This window comes from Brevibacterium sp. NPDC056726, assembly GCF_042790515.1.
GTDB lineage: Bacteria > Actinomycetota > Actinomycetes > Actinomycetales > Brevibacteriaceae > Brevibacterium > Brevibacterium sanguinis.
Window position 1 is genome coordinate 46,644 of the sequence record NZ_JBHTYZ010000006.1, and the last position, 16,645, is coordinate 63,288.

Consider the following 16,645-nt stretch of genomic DNA (forward strand, 5'->3'; position numbering starts at 1 on the left):
CGCGCCACTGCGCTCACCCTCATCGTCGCCGCCCCTTGCCCACGGTTGTCAGGGCCGAGCGGACGAGCAGCCGGGCCTTGGCCGGGTCGGAGATGCGCACGCGCTCGCGGTAGAGTCGGTCGACCGGGGACACGGCGATCTCGTCGTTGAGCGCGGTGAACAGGGCGGTGGCGGCGTCGACGGCCACCCGGGCGTCGAGCGGCAGGAGCGGGATCGCTTCCCTGGCCTCGGCGAGTTGGCGGCGGATCGTGTCCACCCACTCATCGCGCCCGACCGCGTCGAGTGCACCGTCGGACGCCAGGTAGCTGCGGCCCAAGCGGGCGTGATCGTCGGCGAGGTCCCGGAGGAAGTTGATGTTCTGAAACGCTGCACCGAGGCTGCGGGCCCCGCGTTCGAGCAGCACCGTCTGATCCGGGGTGCGGGGGTTGTCGTGGAGGAAGACGCGCAGGCACATCAGGCCGACCACCTCGGCGGATCCGTAGACGTACTCCGCATGTTCCTGGCAGGTGAACCGCCGCACCGAGCGGTCCGCGTTGGCCTGCAGATCCGTGCGCATCGAGGCGAAGAACGGGTCGACCAGGTCGCGGTCGATGCCGGTGATCCGCGCGGTGTGGGCGAAGGCGTGGATGACGAGGTCAGAGCTCAGCCCCCGGGCCAGGGCGCGGTGGGTCTCGGCGATGAAGCCCTCGAGCATCGCGGACTCGTCCTCGGGGCTCAGCCCCGCTTCGGCGGGCAGGCCGTCGACGATCTCATCGGCGATGCGAACGAGCGCATAGACGTTGCGGATGTGGGCGCGGTGGCTGGGCCCGAGCAGGGTCGTCGCGGTGCCGAACGACGTCGAGTAGCCGGCGATGACGGCCTTCGCCGCCCGCTGGGAGGCACGGGTGTACGTGTCGAGCGCCGTCATACGGTGCGTCCGTCCAGGCGGGCGGCGATGTCAGTGAGCACGGCGGTGGCGTGGCCCGGCAGGTCGCTGCAGTCGATGGCCTCGGCGAAGCTGCGGCGTTGGGCGGCGATGAGGGATTCGACCTCGGCCAGGGCCCCGGAGTCGGCGAGCGCCTGTTGGATGTCGCGGGCCCCGGCATGGGTGAGCTGCGGGTCCCCGAAGATCCCAGCAACCCTCCCCCACGCCTCGGTGCCCTGGGCGTGGGCGACGAGCGCGGTGATCTTGCCCTCCCGAAAGTCGGAGTAGGCGTCCTTGCCGTGGGACTCAGGCGTGCCGAAGGCCGAGAGCAGGTCGTCGTGGAGTTGGAACCCCAAGCCCAGGTGGGCGCCGATCGGGCGCAGCTGGGTCTGGAGGAGCGGGGGACGGTCGGTGAGGATGGCGGCGGCGACGATGGGGAAGGTGAAGGAGTAGGCGGAGGTCTTGAACGAGCTCATCGCGAGCACCGTGTCCGGGGCGGCGGGGATGACCCCGTCGGCGAGGCCGACGTCGAGGAACTCCCCGGCCGAGGATTCGATGAGCGCATGGTCGAGCAGGGAGAACAGGGCTGAGCGCTTGTCCCCGGTCACCTCGAGGGTGCCGATGATGTGGTGGACGGCGGCCAGAAGCATATCGCCCATGAGGATCGCCCCGGTGCTCGCCCAGTGCCCGGCGCCGGGGGCGTCGCGGCCGGCCTGCAGAGCGCCGATGAGGTTGGGTCGGCCGCGTCGCTGCCGGTCGCCGTCGATGACGTCGTCGTGGAGGAGCAGGGCGTAGTGGAGGAGCTCACAGGCCAGCGCCACCGCGGTTGCCGCCTCGGCGGTGACGGGGTCGTCCGTCTCTGCCAGGGCCACACGGGTGAAGGGGTCCTCGACGATCTGCGGGTGGTCACAGGTCATCGGGGCGAACGCGCCCAGCATGTCGAGGAAGAGCAGGGGCCGGACCAGTTTGCCGCCGGTCACTCGGTCGCGGGCGACCTCCCAGAGAGAGGCGAAATCGTCGCCGTAGAGGCGGGCGCGCTCGGTGCGGGCGGTGAAGAACTCGCTCAGTGCCGCACTGATCCGGTCCCGCGCCCGGGTGTCAGCCGTTGCCGACGTCGTGTCCATACAGGCGGCCTTTCGCAAAGGGGAGATGGGACGGGAGTCAGTGCGACTTCGGCCGGGCCCGGGCGGCCTTCTCGATGTTCTTGGCCATGGCGGGGAAGATGAACCGGTGGAAGGGGGAGACGAATACCCAGTAGAGGCGCCCGCGCAGACCCGAGGGGATGAAGATCGCCCGCTGCCGGTAGCGCGTGGCCGTTCCCTCCTGGCGGACGGCGAATTCGAGCCACGCGTTGCCCGACACCTTCATCTCCGCGGAGAGGACGAGTCGTGATTCGGGTTCGATGAGCGCGACCCGCCACCAGTCGAGCGGATCACCCAGACGCAGGGAGTCGGGCAGCCGGCGTCCCCGGTTGAGTCCGGCACCGCCGACCACCTTGTCCCACACTCCGCGGATCCTCCACGCCAGTGGCCACGAGTACCAGCCATTGGCCCCGCCGATGCCGACGATGACCGCCCACACGTCGGCGACGTCGAGGCCCGGCATGAGTCGAGTGCGGTCGTCTTCGAACCGGCGCCGCCCCGCCCACTGCGCATCGTTGGGCAGAGGTTTCGCGGCCTGTTCGAGCACCCCGGAATCCGCGTCCCAGTTGGTATCGACCGCGCCCTCGGTCTCGCGACGCAGGGCCAGGCGCACCGCCTCTTCGTAGGTCTTCAGACCCGAGGTCGGGGGTGGAATGACCTCGTCGATGTCGTGATCGTCCGTCACCGCATCCTCCTGCAGGGATTGGACGAGCGGGAGAGTGAGGCTGAAGGGGAGCGGGGTGACCAGGCCCACCCAGATCCCGGAGAGCTTCGCCGCCGGCAGCGGCAGGGCGATGACGTGGCGGGATGGCAGGCCTGCGATCCGGGCGAACTCCTTCATCACCTCGGCATAGGTGAGGACATCTCGGGACCCGATGTCGAGAGTGCGGTTGATGTTCCCCGGCACCGAGGCGGCGGCGACGAGGTAGTACAGGGCGTCGCGCACGGAGATCGGTTCGACCTTGTTGGCCACCCAGTCCGGGGCAGGCATCCACCGCAGCGTCTCTGCGAGGTGGCGGATCATCTCGAACGACGCCGAGCCGGAGCCGATGATGATCCCGGCCTGGAAGACGATGGCGGCGGTCGGGGAGTCGAGGAAGATCTCACCGACCTTGGCCCGGGAGCGCATGTGCACGGACAGGTGGTCGGAGTCCGGATGAAGCCCGCCGAGGTAGACGATGCGGTCGACGTGGGCCGCAGCAGCCGCATCGGCGAGGCGGCGGGCGGCTTCGGCTTCCTTCGTCTCGAAGTCCCGGCCGGACCCCATCGAATGGACGAGGTATTCGATGACATCGATCCCGGCGACCGCCTCGGAGAGGCCGGTTCCGTCGTCGAGATCGACGGTGACGATCTCCACGTCATCGGTCCATGGGACGGCCTTGAGCTTCTGAGGTGAACGAACCCCGACGCGCACCGAATGCCCGGCCTGGAGGAGGCGGGGGACGAGGCGGCCGCCGATGTACCCGGTGGCACCGAGCACGAGAACGGTGCGCGGCACTTCGGCGACCGGAATCGTCTCGACCGACTCGTCTGCGTCGTTCATACGGCCCCCACAATCGATTCGACGTGACGGTCACCGTCACCGCGGCCTGCTCTCACGGCAGGGTGTGCTGCCATCGCCGCGAGATCGTGCAACAGCCCTGGTGACCCACATTACACTCGCCGCGAGGACGCTGAGCACAGGGTGCCCTGACTTTCGGACCCCGGGAATCGTTTCGGATCCCCGGGAATCATCCCGCATTCCCGGTGCTCATCCCGCGCCGAGGCGGCCGATCCATTGGATGAGCAGCTGAGTCTCGGTCTCGCCGAGGATCTCGGGGTGTGCAGCCGCCCGTTCGATGACCGTGTGCCCGAGTCGGCAATCAGCCGTCTCGTCGTCGCGCGGACCTGGTCCCGTACCGGTGATCGCCGCGAGCACGCCTTCGCGCACGTCGGCGGAGAGCTTCGGGTCGTCGCGGCCGAGGATGATCAGACGCAGGGTCACGCCGATGTTCGTCGCAAGGACATGTGCTGCGGCCTGCTCGTACCCGACGACGAGGCGACCCTCGTCCTCGGCCCGCTTCGCCAGCGCGCGGAGCATTTCACTCGGCTTCGACTGTGCCTCGGGTGAATAGCCGGGCCGGACCTTGCCGTACATGAGGGTGTAGAACCCGGGATTGTCCAGACCGAAGGCGACATGGGCGTCCCAGCCCTGCCGCAGCGCCTGAATGGGATCAGCGGCAGCGGGCTCGGAAGCGGACTTCGTCGCAAGATACATCTCGAAGCCGCGGTCGATGACGGCCTCGATGAGTCCCTGTTTGCTGCCGAAGAAATGGTAGAGCGTCGGCATCTTCACTCCGACGGCGTCACAGACCGCGCGCAGCGAGAAATCCTCGCCGGGCGCCGCCGCGATGAGGTCCGCGGCGGCGTTGAGCAGCCGGGTCCGCGTATCGGATGAAGTCTCCTCTGTCACATCGCGATCTTATCGTGTACTGTTGCAATAGCTTTATGTATCGCTGGTACATAATCGGCACTGCACAACCGAAGAGCAGCACCACACCGATCACCGAAATGCAAGGAGCAGTCATGACCGCACGCACCCTCAATGGCAGGAACGTCCTCATCGCCGGGGGCGGCAAGAATCTTGGTGGACTCATCGCCCGCCAGGCCGCCGAGGCGGGCGCCAACGTCGCCATCCACTTCAACTCCGAGTCCTCCCGACCCGAGGCCGAGGAGACTCTCGCAGCCGTCGAAGCCACCGGCACCAAGGGCGTCCTCCTCACCGGTGACCTCACCCACCCGGAGGCGGTCGCGGCCCTGTTCGCCGATGCCGCCTCGGCGCTGGGTCCCATCGCCGTCGCGGTCAACACGGTCGGGAAGGTGCTGCGCAAGCCGATCGTGGAGACGACCGAGGCCGAGTACGATTCCATGTTCGACATCAACGCGAAGGCCGCATACTTCTTCATCAAAGAGGCGGGCAGGCACCTTGTCGATGACGGTGCGATCATCACGATTGTCACCGCGTTGCTCGGTGCCTTCACCGACGGCTACTCGACCTACGCCGGCGGCAAGAGCCCTGTCGAGCACTTCACTCGAGCCGCGGCGAAGGAGTTTGCCGATCGCGGCATCTCGGTCACGGCGGTCGCCCCCGGCCCGATGGACACCCCGTTCTTCTACGGGCAGGAGACCCCCGAGCGCGTCGAGTTCCACAAGTCCCAGGCGATGGGCGGCCAGCTCACGCAGATCGAGGACATCGCCCCCATCGTCCGCTTCCTCGCCACCGACGGTTGGTGGATCACCGGGCAGACGATCTTCGCCAACGGCGGCTACACGACCCGCTGAGTCGGCAGACCGGCGCGAACAGAGAAGGGCGCGTTCCTTTCCCACCGACCCTGCGCACCCCTACGCTGAGAACCGACCCATCACAGGCATCCCGACCGCACACCGACACCGCGGCACCGACACAACCGAGGAGAGATGATGACCGACCAGCCCATCCCCCACCCCGTCTCCGACTTCATCGAGATCGTCAATGCCCACGACGGCCAGGGCTTCCTCGACGCTCTCGCCCCTGATGCCACCGTCGACGACTGGGGCCGGACCTTCACCGGCCGCGACGAGATCAAAGCGTGGAGTGACACCGAGTTCATCGGCTCCGAACCCACCCTCACCCCCGAAGAGGTCAGCGTCGACGGCAATGCCGTCACCGTCATCGGCGACTGGCGCTCGAACCACGCCAACGGTCGCTCCGCCTTCACGTTCATCACCGATGGCCACCTCATCACCTCGATGACGATCCGCGAGGGCTGACCGCAGGAACCCGGGCCACGGCATTTCCGTCCGAGCCGCCGCACGAACCGAGCCCCACCGCCCCATGCGCGTGTGCCACAATGGCAGTGGCGCATGCGCGTCACGGCGGTGGGGCTCGCCGTACCCAACCTCGGACCCGCACCCTCACCCGGGGTGCCCGACAACAGTCCCTACCTTGACCGGCACCAGCATGCCCGAAAGGTAGGACATCCGTGAGTCCCGCACCCGACACCACCCCGCATCCAGCCCCCGACTCCCGTACCCCGCGGGCGCGCATCGTCGTCGGCGGGGCTGCGAGGGTCGCTCCAAGAGTTCTTCGAAGACTCGGTCGCCATCCAGCTCGCCCAGCATCAGCAGCGCCCGCTCGTCGTCGTGCCGCTGCGGACCGCGGGGCGCGCATGAGCCGGCCCGTGCACCTCCGCGCCTCCCACCTCGGTCTTGCGTTCATCGGCGGTACGCTCGGCACCGCCGCCCGCGAGGGGCTCAGCCGGCTCCTCCCCGCAGCAGGCGGGATGCCGATCGCGATCGTCGCAATCAACCTCGTCGGCGCGTTCCTCCTCGGGCTGCTCCTCGATGCCCTCGCCCGCCGCGGTCCGGATGAGGGGCGGCGCCGGATGCTGCGGATCCTTCTCGGCACCGGCTTCATGGGCGGGTTCACGACGTACAGCGCGCTGGCCGCGGACACCGCGGGCCTCCTCGGCGACGGCGGGGTGAGGACCGGGCTCGCCTACGGACTGGGCACGGTGGTCCTCGGCGGGCTTGCGACGTGGGCGGGCATCGCGATCGGCTCGCTCACGCACCGGCCCAACCCTGCTGCGGTGGAGACGACGGCCGACGATTCCGCCGGACGACCCGGCACCGCCTCGGCGAACTGGGACGAGGGAGGATCACGATGACGGCGCTCGTGTTCGCGACGATCGCCGTGGCCGGTGGGCTCGGCGCGGTGGCGCGGATGGTTCTCGACGGGCTGATCAAGGCGCGTCTGCGCGGGTCGACGCCGTGGGGGACGATCGCGATCAATGTCTCCGGGTCACTCGTCCTCGGGTACCTCACCGGGCTCGCGGCCGGGCAGCTCCTGCCCACTGCATGGTTCCTCGTCATCGGCACCGGCTTCCTCGGCGGGTATACGACCTTCTCGACGGCGAGCTTCGAAACGGTGCGCCTCCTCCAGGAGCGCACGTGGGTGATCAGCGCCGTCAGCGCCCTCGGCACGCTCGTGGTCGCGACCGCCGCGGCAGGATTGGGGCTGTGGCTGGGCGGGCTCGCCTGACGCCGGAGGCCGGGTCTGCGACGCGGCGAACCCGCTCACTGCCGAAACCGTCGCATTTCGACAAGACACGTGTTGCCTAAATCCTCGCAGTCGACCAGGTATCACGCGGCCAGTGCCGGTTCGCTGCCCAGACTGAGAGTCCCCTCGATCCGTGTTGGCCGGTGAGCCGACCCGGTCCTAGAGTGGAGTCAGAGATGGCTGCGTGAAGTCTCTTCACGCGTCGATCGGTCCTCGTCAACAGCGATGTGAATGGAGAGCAGATATGCCCACGCCTGAAGAACAAGTCGATGCCTGGTTCGATCCGAAGAAGCCGTCCACCACGGAGGAGGGTGCCGAGCGGCAGTCGGATGCCCACTCGCTGAGCGTGGGGCCCGACGGGCCCCTGCTGCTCCATGACGTGGCGTTGGTCGAGAAACTCGCCCGCTTCGACCGCGAACGCGTCCCCGAGCGCAGCCCGCACGCGAAGGGTTCCGGTGCCTTCGGCGAGTTCGTCGTCACCCAGGATGTCTCGCAGTACACGAAGGCGGCGTTCCTCCAGCCGGGTACGACGACTCCGATGCTCGCCCGCTTCTCCACCGTCGCCGGTGAGCTCGGTTCCCCCGACTCGTGGCGCGACGTCCGGGGCTTCTCCCTGAAGTTCTACACCGAGGACGGCAATTTCGACATGGTCGGCAACAACACGCCGGTCTTCTTCGTCCGCGACCCGATGAAGTTCCCCGACTTCATCCACTCTCAGAAGCGCCTGCCCGATTCAGGTCTGCGCAGCCCGAACATGCAGTGGGACTTCTGGTCGCTCTCCCCGGAGTCGGCCCACCAGGTTGCCTACCTCATGGGACCGCGCGGTCTGCCCAAGACCTGGCGGAACATGAACGGCTACTCCTCGCATACGTACATGTGGGTCAACGAGGCCGGCGAGCGCTTCTGGGTCCAGTACCACTTCCACACCGACCAGGGCGTGGAGAACATGAGCAACGAGGAAGCCGCGAAGCTCGCGGGCGAGGATGCCGACATCCACCGCCGCGACCTCTTCGAATCCATCGAGCGCGGGGACTTCCCGTCGTGGACGCTCTCCGTCCAGATCATGCCCTACGCCGAGGCGAAGGACTACCGCTTCAACCCGTTCGATCTCACGAAGATCTGGTCGAAGAAGGACTACCCGCTCCACGAGGTCGGTCGCTTCACCCTCAACCAGAACCCGATCAACCACTTCGCGCAGATCGAGCAGGCGGCCTTCAGCCCGTCGAACTCGGTGCCGGGCACTGGTGTCTCACCGGACAAGATGCTGCTCAGTCGCGTCTTCTCCTATCCGGATGCCCAGCGCAACCGGATCGGCACGAACTTCAACCAGCTGCCGGTCAACGCACCCGTCGTGAAGACGAACAACTACGACAAGGAAGGGCACATGCAGTATCACCACACCGGCGCTGCCCCCGTGTACGCCCCCAACTCGTATGGTCGCGCGTATCAGGACACGCAGGGCGTCGTCGACAACGGCTGGGAGGCCGATGGCGAACTCGTCCGCAGCGCTTACACGCTCCACCGCGACGACGATGACTTCGGACAGGCTCATACCCTTGTCCGCGAGGTCTACACCGAGCAGGAGCGTGCCGACCTCGTCGACACGGTCGTCGACATGCTGCGAGCCGACGTCGAAGAGCCGGTGCTCTCCAACGTGTTCGCCTACTGGAAGAACATCGACGACGAGGTCGGCCAGGCCATCGAGGCCAAGTACCGCGGTCAGTGAGACCTGACCGCGTCCTGGTCTCACGCTGACGACCCGCGTCGCCCACGCCTCGACGACAAGCGTCCGGTCGCCCTCTCCCCACACAGGGGCAGCGGGTGGCCGGGCGCTTCGCCCGTCCCCGGTTCAGCATGGGCGCGGTTCGCGCGGGCGTCAGCTCGCACCGGCGGCGGATCGGACACGACAAACGCTTGGCAATTTAGTTAACTTAGTGAAATACTGGCGGCATGTTCGAACCTGCCGCGCGACCGCCACGGGCCCTCCGGATCCTCATCCCCACCGTCCTCATTCTCATCTGGCTCGCCGTCTTCGGTGTCGGCGGCATGAGCTTCGGCGACATCAGCGACGTCGCTTCCGACGAACGTTCGAGCTTCCTCCCCGACAGCGCCGAATCGACCCGGGTGCAGGCCGAAATCACCACCTTCACCGGGTCCGACGCCATCCCCGCGATCGTCATCGCCGAACGCACCGGCGGCCTCACCGACGATGACCTGACAGCCCTCGAGCGCCTCGGCGAGCGTGCCGAGAACGTCATTGACGGCGCCTCCACCTCCCCCGTCATTCCCGCCGACGACGGGGACGCCGCCCAGCTCGTCGTCGCGGTGCCCGCAGATGCGGAGATCGGTGATGCCGTGACCGCACTGGAAGCCGAGTCCGCCGACATCCTGCCCGACGACCTCGGCGTGTGGGTGTCCGGACCGGCGGGGTTCACCGCCGACCTGCAGGAGGCGTTCGGTGGGATCGACGGGATCCTCCTCCTCGTCGCTCTCGCCGTCGTCTTCGTCATCCTCATCATCGTCTACCGCTCTCCCCTGCTGCCGATCCTCGTGCTCCTCAGTTCGATGACGGCGCTGTGCGCCGCGGTGCTCATCAACGTCGCCCTCGCCCGTGCCGACCTCGTCACTCTCAACGGGCAGGTGCAGGGCATTCTCTTCATCCTCGTCATCGGCGCCGCCACGGACTACTCGCTGCTCTGCATCGCCCGCTACCGCGAAGAGCTGAGTGACAATCGGCTGCCGTTCCACGCCGCCGTCCGCGCCGTGCGCGGAGTGTGTGAGCCGATCGCGGCCTCCGGGGGCACCGTCATCGTCGGCCTGCTCTGCCTGCTGCTCTCCGACCTGGGATCGAACTCGGCGCTCGGGCCCGTCGCCGCCGTCGGCATCGTCTGCGCGGTCCTGACCTCGCTGACGTTCCTGCCCGCCCTCCTCATCGCCGCCGGCCGGGTGGCGTTCTGGCCCAGGGCCCCGAAGTTCGGGTCGGCTCATCCGATCCTCACCGGCGCCGAGGCGACCGGGATCTGGGCGCGCATGGGCCGCACCGTTGCGGGCGCTCCGAAACGGATGGCCGCCGGGGTCACCGTCGTGCTCATCCTCGGCTGCGGGGGTCTGCTCCTCCTCGACGCACAAGGGGTTCCGCAGAACGAGTTCGTCCTCGGATCCTCCCAGGCCCGCGACGGCCAGGAGGTCATCGACCGTCACTTCTCCGGCGGGTCGGGCACCCCGGCCTACGTCCTCGCCGAGGCGGATGAGCGCGCCGAAGTGGCCGCCGCCATCGCCGGCACCGAGGGCGTCGACAGTCTCGCCCTCGTCGCCCAGGACTCGCCGGCCGGGACGATCCCCGTCGACGAGACCGGTGAGGTCTCCGCCGAAGGCCCTCGCGGTTCAGATGCCGCCGAGCCGACCGAGATCGACGGGCAGCTGATGTTCTCCGTCACCCTGTCCGACCCCGCTGACTCGCTCGAGGCCGAACAGACGATCCGCGATATGCGCGAGGGCCTCGAGTCCTCAGATGCGCTCGTCGGCGGCAGCACCGCGGTCGACCTCGACACCAACGACACCTCGGTGCGCGACCGGGCGGTGATCATCCCGATCGTCCTTGTCGTCATCACGATCATGCTCGCACTCCTGCTGCGCTCGCTCGTCGCTCCGGTCGTGCTGCTGGCCACCACGGTGCTCAGCTTCGGCACGGCGTTGGGGCTGAGCGCGGTGATCTTCCAGTTCATCGGGCAGCCGCAGTCGGATCCCTCGGTACCGCTCTACGCGTTCGTCTTCCTCGTCGCGCTCGGCATCGACTACACCATCTTCCTCATGACCCGGGTGCGTGAGGAGTCCCTGGAACACGGCACCGGGCAGGGCACGCTGCGAGGACTGTCGGTGACAGGCGGAGTGATCACGAGCGCCGGGGTCGTCCTGGCCGCGACGTTCGCCGCTCTCATCGTCATCCCGATCCAGTTCCTCCTGCAACTGGCGATCATCGTCTCCCTCGGCGTGCTCCTCGATGCGCTCATCGTGCGCACGCTCCTTGTTCCCGCCCTGGCGATCTGGATCGGCGACTGCATCTGGTGGCCCTCACGCTTGGCCGGGCGGTTCCATCGCGGTCGGCCCTCCGACACCGACGACCCGTCTTTCAGTCCGCGCCGCGTCTCGCAGAGGTCAGCGACGAGGCTGCTGACACAGCATTGAGACTCGCCGCAGCTGTCCGGCAGCGACGTCCCGGGCCGCCGCAGGATACCGTCGCTCTCGCCGTGGCGATCTCAGGTCGCGGAGTCGTCCGCCTCGGCAGTCCACGACTCGCCGGCGGAGGTGATCTCGTCCTTCGTGTCGCGGAGGAAGCGGATGACGGTCTCTCGTTCGTCTCGGGAGAGCCGGGCGGCGGCGTGGAATCGCTGCGACTGGGCACGGCCCACGGTCTCCATCGCCGAGGTGTAGGTCTCCAGGGTGATCGAGATCGCCTGGGCGCGGCGGTCGTGCGGATGCGGGGCGCGGGTGATGTGGCCTCCCCGCTCAAGCCGGTCGAGCAGCTTTGTCGTTGCCGCCGGCGTGATCGCCAGATGGTCGGCGATGCCGCGCGGGGTGCCGAGAACATCACGGTGTCGGCAGATGATGAGGTAGTGGAGGGCCCTCATGTCCGTAGCGTTGAGGTGCATGTAGCGGCGCGAGGCTTCCGAGAGCGCCTGTTCGGCGTCGCGGAGTTCGCCGAATGCGGTCATGAGTTCAGTGATCTGCTCGATGTCGACCGGCTCCATCCCTGCTCGATCGACGAGCCTGGCCTGCGGATCGCTCGCGTCGACGTCGTAGACGGCCGACCGCTCCACGGCGTCGCTTTCCATCGCCTGCCTCTCACACTTGCCTCGGCTCTCTGCCGAACCCTGCGTATACCGGACAATCCTATCGCCTCATCGCTCACGGCCCCTGCGCAAGCGCGGCGACGACAGACAGATCACCGACCCGATGATGAGCTCCCAGGCGAGGAACGCATACACCGACCCGCGCTCCCATACTCCGTCGGGCATGAGCACAAGGGCCGTGAGCAGAAGCCCGCTGAGGATGCCCAGTGCCCCGAGCCCCGGACCGCTCCAGCGCACCCGCCCCAGATCCCGCAGCGGCCCGACCGAAAGGATCGCTGCACAGTTGCCACCGAGGATCGCAGCGACCGCACCGAGGACGTGGACGACGATGAGACCGTTCGCGACGTTCTCCGGCGAACCCGGCACGAGGCCGACGAGCACGATGCCCGCAGCATGGAGGCATCCGACGACGACGAAGGCGATTCGCCCGATCCCGGGTCTCAGCGCAGGCATCGCGAGAACAAGGCCCAGGAAGAAGAGCAGACCCTGGCCAATGAACCCGGCGTCCATCACCTGCGGAATCTGCGAGGCGAGTTCGCGTCCTTGGAAAGTCGCTCTGCCCGGAACCCCGAGGTCGCTGATGTAGAACGTGGCGTAGCTGTATCCGGGGAAGGCACGTGCGGTGATCGCCTCGCACAGGAGGTACCACAGAGGGGCGATGATCCAGAGGACCCCTGTCGGCAGCAGCGACCACCCTCGGTTCTCGTCGACCCCGGTCACCGCTTCCGCACCTGAAAGATGTGCCAGGTCGGGTGAGCGATGAACGAGCCCTTGGATCCGATGAGGTCATGGGACGCGCGCAACCGGGCGCCACAGCGCTCAAGCGTGAAGCCGGTCACCCCCCGGATGACGGTGCGCAGGAGGCAGACGACGGTGACCCCGCGCGGATGGAGCAGGTGGGGGCGCGGGCAATGCTCGGCGGCCACGATTCGGCGGCCACGGGCGTCGGCGGGAACGCCTCGCCTCACTCCCGCAGTGATCGCGCCCCACCCTCGCGCGAAACCCCAGCTCACTTCCCCGCGGTGATCGCGTCGATCGCCGTCGGGTCGGAGGAGCGGAGGAACTCCTCGATGCGTGCGGCCTCTTCGCTCTCCCCGATGCCGGCCGAGGCGCGACCGAGGGCGTAGAGCGCGCGGAGGAATCCGCGGTTGACCTCGTGCGACCACGGAATCGGTCCGGCGCCGCGCCAGCCGGCGGAGCGCAGAGCGTCGAGTCCGCGGTGGTAGCCGACGCGGGCGTAGGCGTAGGAGTCGACCATGCGGCCCTCGCCGCGAGCTTCGTCGGCGAGCACGGCCCAGGCCAGCGACGAGGCGGGCAGGTCGGCGACGATGTCGAGGGCCTCCTCACCGGCGTCGAGACGGCGCTTCGCCTCGACGTCGGGGTGGTCATCGGGCAGGAACGTCGGCTGCGGGCCGAGCTGTCCGGCGTTGAGGTTGCCGATGTGCGAGGGGTTGCCGATGGGCTGCGTCATGGTCTCTCCTGGTCGTCGATCGGATGGTCGGTGTCAGTGTCAGATCAGTGCGGTGTCGGATCGGTGCGCGGTCAGATCAGTGTGTCCTCAGTCTGGTCGTCGGTCAGTCCGTCTTCACCGCCGAAGGTTGGATCGCATACGGGTTCGTGCTCAGCGCCCCGAGGATCCCCTGGTCGGCGAGCGCGTCGAGCTGCTGCTTGTCGGCGATGTCGGTGGCCCACACCGTGAGGTCGGACTCGTTCCACCTCACCACGGCGTCGCTCGGCACAGCGATCATCGTGTACCCCGCAGCGGTGAGGTCCTCCGGGTTCGCCGTCGACGTGTCCCCGACGAACATCGCGTCGATCCCGGCATCCGCGGCCGCGCGCGCCACGGTCGGATCGGCGGTGCGCACGATCGCCGAGGCCGCCATATCCGCCTCGGCGATCGTCTCCAGCGCCGGACCCGCGGTGGCGGAGTCGGAGATGAGCGGGAGGATGACGGTGCTGCCGGCGACGTCGCCGACGAGCTTGTCCCACGTCACCGGTATGCCCAGTTCGGTGTCCTCTCGCGGCGGCGTGATCGTGCGGTCGAGGAACTGCGCGGACGTCAGCCCCTCGAGTCCGTTGCTCAGGCCCATCGTCTCGGCCGCGGTCTCCGGGTCGGCGGCGACGACGGTGCCGTCACCGAGGACGGCGAGCGTGGGCGCGGGCAGGTACCCGAACTTGACGTTCTCCGTGAATGCGAGCTCGGAGTTCGCGGGGTAGACCTCGGAACCGCCGTCGAGTGCGGCGACCGCGGGCGGGTTGAGGGCGTCGACGGTGAGCGTCTCCTTGTGTCCGAAGACGTTGACGAGGAGAACGGCGACGACAGCGATGACGACCACGGCACCGGCCCACAGCGGAGCGTTGAATGTCCTCGGCTCCGGCCGCTCGGGCATCGGGATGCGATCGTTGCTCATGTCATCCTCGCCGAGGCGGCCCTCCGCGAGGTTATCCTTGTCCTTCCCGTGATCGGCCGAGTTGCTCCGCTTCCGACGGCTCATCGGCTGCCGTCCTTCGTCGCTCCGGCACCGGTGACGAGGCCGCGGAGGAAGCCCGCCCCCCAGCTCAGGTGCATGGTGGGCAGGACGATGCCGAACCAGAAGCGCTCCCGAATCCCGCAGTCCTTCGCCGCACCCGCGGCTGCGATGATGCCCGCGACATAGGTGAAGCTCGGGACGTGGACGAGGGAGGTGAAGCGGCGCAGGAACTTCGGCCACGTCTTCGTCCGGCCGCTCAGCTGCAGGAGGGCCTCGATGACGCTCGCGGTCATGCCGAGGACGAGCAGCGGCGGCGCGAAGTAGCGCAGCGAGTTCTTCGACCCGTAGCGGCGGATGAGTTCGGCCCGCCAGATGCCCGTGGCCCAGAACTGGCGGGCGATCTTCGACCACGATCCGCGCGGCCAGTACGTGACCTCCATATCGGGGTTGAACCAGATCCGGCCCCCGGCCGAGCGGATGCGGAGGTTGAGCTCCCAGTCCTGTCCGCGTTTGATGTCCTCGTCGAAGCCGCCGAGTGCTTCGAAGACCTCTCGTCGATAGACGCCGAGGTAGGCCGACTCCGCCTCACCGGCCTCGTCCCCGGAGTGGTAGGCCGGTCCGCCGAGGCCGATGGGCGACATGTAGGCGCGGGCCACGGCCTTCTGGAAGGCCGTCTTCCCGCGGGCGCGCATGAGACCGCCGCAGTTCGCGGCGCGTGTCGCCCGCAGGGTCTCGATCGCCTGTCGCGTGTAATCGGGCTCGAGTCCCGAATGTGCGTCGACGCGGATGATCACTGGGTGCCGCGTGTGGGCGAAGGCCCGATTGAGACCGAGGGGGGTGGCGGCATCGGGGTTGTCGACGGTCTGGATGCGCGGGTCGGTGGCGGCCATGCGCGTGATTATCGCGTTCGTCTCATCCGTCGAGGGGCCAAGCGCCAGGACGATCTCCTTCTGCCCGTCGTAGTCCTGGGAGAGGATCGTCGTGATCGCCTGTTCGATGTGTTCGGCCTCGTTGAGCACCGGCATGATGAACGAGACACCGGGCTGGTCTGCGAGGGGAGGAAGGCCGTCGGGGGTGAGGATCTGGAGAACTTTTGCCACGCCCTCAATCCTCCCATATGCGCGTGCCAACGGCGCTCAGACGGTTGAGGATCAGTGCTTGGGGCCGGCGAAGTCCGGTTCGGCGTCGGTGTCGGTCGGTCCCTTGCGCGGCTTGACGGGGCGTCCTGCGAACCAGATGTAGCCACCGGCGGCGACAGCCGCTCCGCCCATGATGACCGCCCACCACGGGAAGCCGGGGATGTCGGGCGGGTTCTGGGCGTCTTCGAGGGCGTCGGGTGGTGTCGGGATGACACGTTCGCCGATGACGAGGATCCGCTGCGTATTGATGCCCAACGGGGTGCAGGTGACGAGGGTGGCCAGGTCCTTGCCGGGGATCGCGTCGAGGGTCTCCGTCTGGTCAGGATCGACGATCTTGGTCTCGATGACCTTGTAGGTGATGATCCGACCGAAGGTGTTGAACGTGAAGTAGTCGCCCTTGTCGATCTTGTTGAGGTTCGTGAACATCTCCGCTTCTGCGAGCCCACGGTGCCCGGTGACGACCGAGTTGTTGCCGACTCCGCCCACCGGCAGTGCGGTGCCCTCGAGGTGGCCGATGCCGCGCAGCAGCGTCTCATCGGAGGTGCCGTGGTAGATCGGCAGGTCGAGGTCGATCTTGGGAATCTGGATGCGCGACATCACATCCGTCTTCGGGCTCGTGAGGATCTCGTTGTAGTTGAGATCGGTGATGCCGTCATCACCCTGCCACTGAGGAATGCGCTCATTGGCCTGCACGGAGGCGCCGCCGGCTTCGAGCTTCGCGTTGTACTCCTCGGCGAGCTTGAGCTGCTTCGCGTTGTGCGGAGCGTTGGGGTCTTCGGTCGTCGTCGCGTTCTGAATGACCTCGGACTGGTCGAGCTGGGTGATCCATGCCGCCATCATCGGATAGGTCCACACGCACGCGCCGAGGAGGCCGAGCACAGCGATGATCGCTGCCGGGACGGACAGCTTCCACTTCTGCTTCTGCGGCGGAGGGCCCGAGGGTGCGGGTTCGGTGAGGGTTGCGGTCATGGCTCCACGTATCTCTTGGTTCTTATGGTTCGAGGCCGGGTGACGTGAACGTCACCCGGCCTCGGGGTGTCACCGCTGACGCGGCGGATCATC

At 67.9% G+C, this 16,645-nt stretch carries 16 protein-coding genes; 6 read left to right on the forward strand and 10 right to left on the reverse strand.

Annotated features, from left to right (window positions below):
- Positions 1–19: 19 nt before the first annotated feature.
- The 4 genes from ACFQ91_RS13320 to ACFQ91_RS13335 all read right to left on the reverse strand — a co-directional run bounded on the left by ACFQ91_RS13320 (position 20) and on the right by ACFQ91_RS13335 (position 4,498).
- Positions 20–907, reverse strand: a complete 888-nt coding sequence (locus ACFQ91_RS13320; protein WP_198500465.1) for a squalene/phytoene synthase family protein — start codon at positions 905–907, stop codon at positions 20–22.
- Positions 904–2,028 (reverse strand): polyprenyl synthetase family protein, encoded by a 1,125-nt coding sequence (locus tag ACFQ91_RS13325; protein WP_376870165.1) that lies wholly within the window; start codon positions 2,026–2,028, stop codon positions 904–906. The genes ACFQ91_RS13320 and ACFQ91_RS13325 overlap by 4 nt, the downstream gene beginning before the upstream one ends.
- A 37-nt stretch (positions 2,029–2,065) precedes the next feature.
- Entirely contained in the window at positions 2,066–3,589 is a 1,524-nt protein-coding gene (locus tag ACFQ91_RS13330) for an SDR family oxidoreductase (protein ID WP_198500463.1), read from the reverse strand.
- Positions 3,590–3,796: 207 nt separating this feature from the next.
- On the reverse strand, positions 3,797–4,498 hold the full coding sequence (locus ACFQ91_RS13335; RefSeq protein WP_198500462.1) for a TetR/AcrR family transcriptional regulator: 702 nt from the start codon (positions 4,496–4,498) through the stop codon (positions 3,797–3,799).
- A gap of 113 nt (positions 4,499–4,611) precedes the next feature.
- Between ACFQ91_RS13335 and ACFQ91_RS13340 the strand changes: the two genes are divergently transcribed.
- The 6 genes from ACFQ91_RS13340 (at position 4,612) to ACFQ91_RS13365 (ending at position 11,308) form a co-directional block, all read left to right on the forward strand.
- Positions 4,612–5,367: an SDR family oxidoreductase gene (locus tag ACFQ91_RS13340; RefSeq protein WP_198500461.1), complete on the forward strand. Its 756-nt coding sequence runs from the start codon at positions 4,612–4,614 to the stop codon at positions 5,365–5,367.
- 138 nt (positions 5,368–5,505) lie between these two features.
- On the forward strand, positions 5,506–5,835 hold the full coding sequence (locus tag ACFQ91_RS13345; RefSeq protein ID WP_198500878.1) for a nuclear transport factor 2 family protein: 330 nt from the start codon (positions 5,506–5,508) through the stop codon (positions 5,833–5,835).
- A 398-nt stretch (positions 5,836–6,233) separates the two neighbouring features.
- Positions 6,234–6,731 carry a CrcB family protein gene (locus ACFQ91_RS13350; RefSeq protein ID WP_198500460.1) on the forward strand — a complete coding sequence of 166 codons (498 nt, stop codon included), beginning with the start codon at positions 6,234–6,236 and terminating at the stop codon, positions 6,729–6,731.
- Positions 6,728–7,105, forward strand: coding sequence for a fluoride efflux transporter CrcB (gene crcB, locus ACFQ91_RS13355; RefSeq protein WP_198500459.1), 378 nt, complete (start codon positions 6,728–6,730; stop codon positions 7,103–7,105). The genes ACFQ91_RS13350 and crcB overlap by 4 nt, the downstream gene beginning before the upstream one ends.
- A gap of 262 nt (positions 7,106–7,367) precedes the next feature.
- Positions 7,368–8,849 (forward strand): catalase, encoded by a 1,482-nt coding sequence (locus ACFQ91_RS13360; protein WP_198500458.1) that lies wholly within the window; start codon positions 7,368–7,370, stop codon positions 8,847–8,849.
- Between the two features lie 224 nt (positions 8,850–9,073).
- Positions 9,074–11,308, forward strand: coding sequence for an efflux RND transporter permease subunit (locus ACFQ91_RS13365; protein WP_344258442.1), 2,235 nt, complete (start codon positions 9,074–9,076; stop codon positions 11,306–11,308).
- Between the two features lie 71 nt (positions 11,309–11,379).
- Here the strand turns inward: ACFQ91_RS13365 and ACFQ91_RS13370 are convergent, their stop codons facing one another.
- From ACFQ91_RS13370 to ACFQ91_RS13395, 6 genes are all read right to left on the reverse strand, one after another.
- Complete coding sequence (locus tag ACFQ91_RS13370; protein WP_198500456.1) at positions 11,380–11,955, reverse strand: MarR family winged helix-turn-helix transcriptional regulator; 576 nt, start codon at positions 11,953–11,955, stop codon at positions 11,380–11,382.
- A 66-nt stretch (positions 11,956–12,021) separates the two neighbouring features.
- Positions 12,022–12,693: a DUF998 domain-containing protein gene (locus tag ACFQ91_RS13375; RefSeq protein WP_198500455.1), complete on the reverse strand. Its 672-nt coding sequence runs from the start codon at positions 12,691–12,693 to the stop codon at positions 12,022–12,024.
- A 289-nt stretch (positions 12,694–12,982) separates the two neighbouring features.
- Positions 12,983–13,444 (reverse strand): DUF3151 domain-containing protein, encoded by a 462-nt coding sequence (locus tag ACFQ91_RS13380; protein ID WP_198500454.1) that lies wholly within the window; start codon positions 13,442–13,444, stop codon positions 12,983–12,985.
- Between the two features lie 103 nt (positions 13,445–13,547).
- Positions 13,548–14,468 carry a hypothetical protein gene (locus ACFQ91_RS13385; RefSeq protein ID WP_232623826.1) on the reverse strand — a complete coding sequence of 307 codons (921 nt, stop codon included), beginning with the start codon at positions 14,466–14,468 and terminating at the stop codon, positions 13,548–13,550.
- Positions 14,465–15,544 carry a glycosyltransferase family 2 protein gene (locus ACFQ91_RS13390; protein WP_198500453.1) on the reverse strand — a complete coding sequence of 360 codons (1,080 nt, stop codon included), beginning with the start codon at positions 15,542–15,544 and terminating at the stop codon, positions 14,465–14,467. The genes ACFQ91_RS13385 and ACFQ91_RS13390 overlap by 4 nt, the downstream gene beginning before the upstream one ends.
- Positions 15,545–15,595: 51 nt before the next feature.
- Entirely contained in the window at positions 15,596–16,552 is a 957-nt protein-coding gene (locus tag ACFQ91_RS13395; RefSeq protein WP_198500452.1) for a class C sortase, read from the reverse strand.
- Positions 16,553–16,645: the final 93 nt, after the last annotated feature.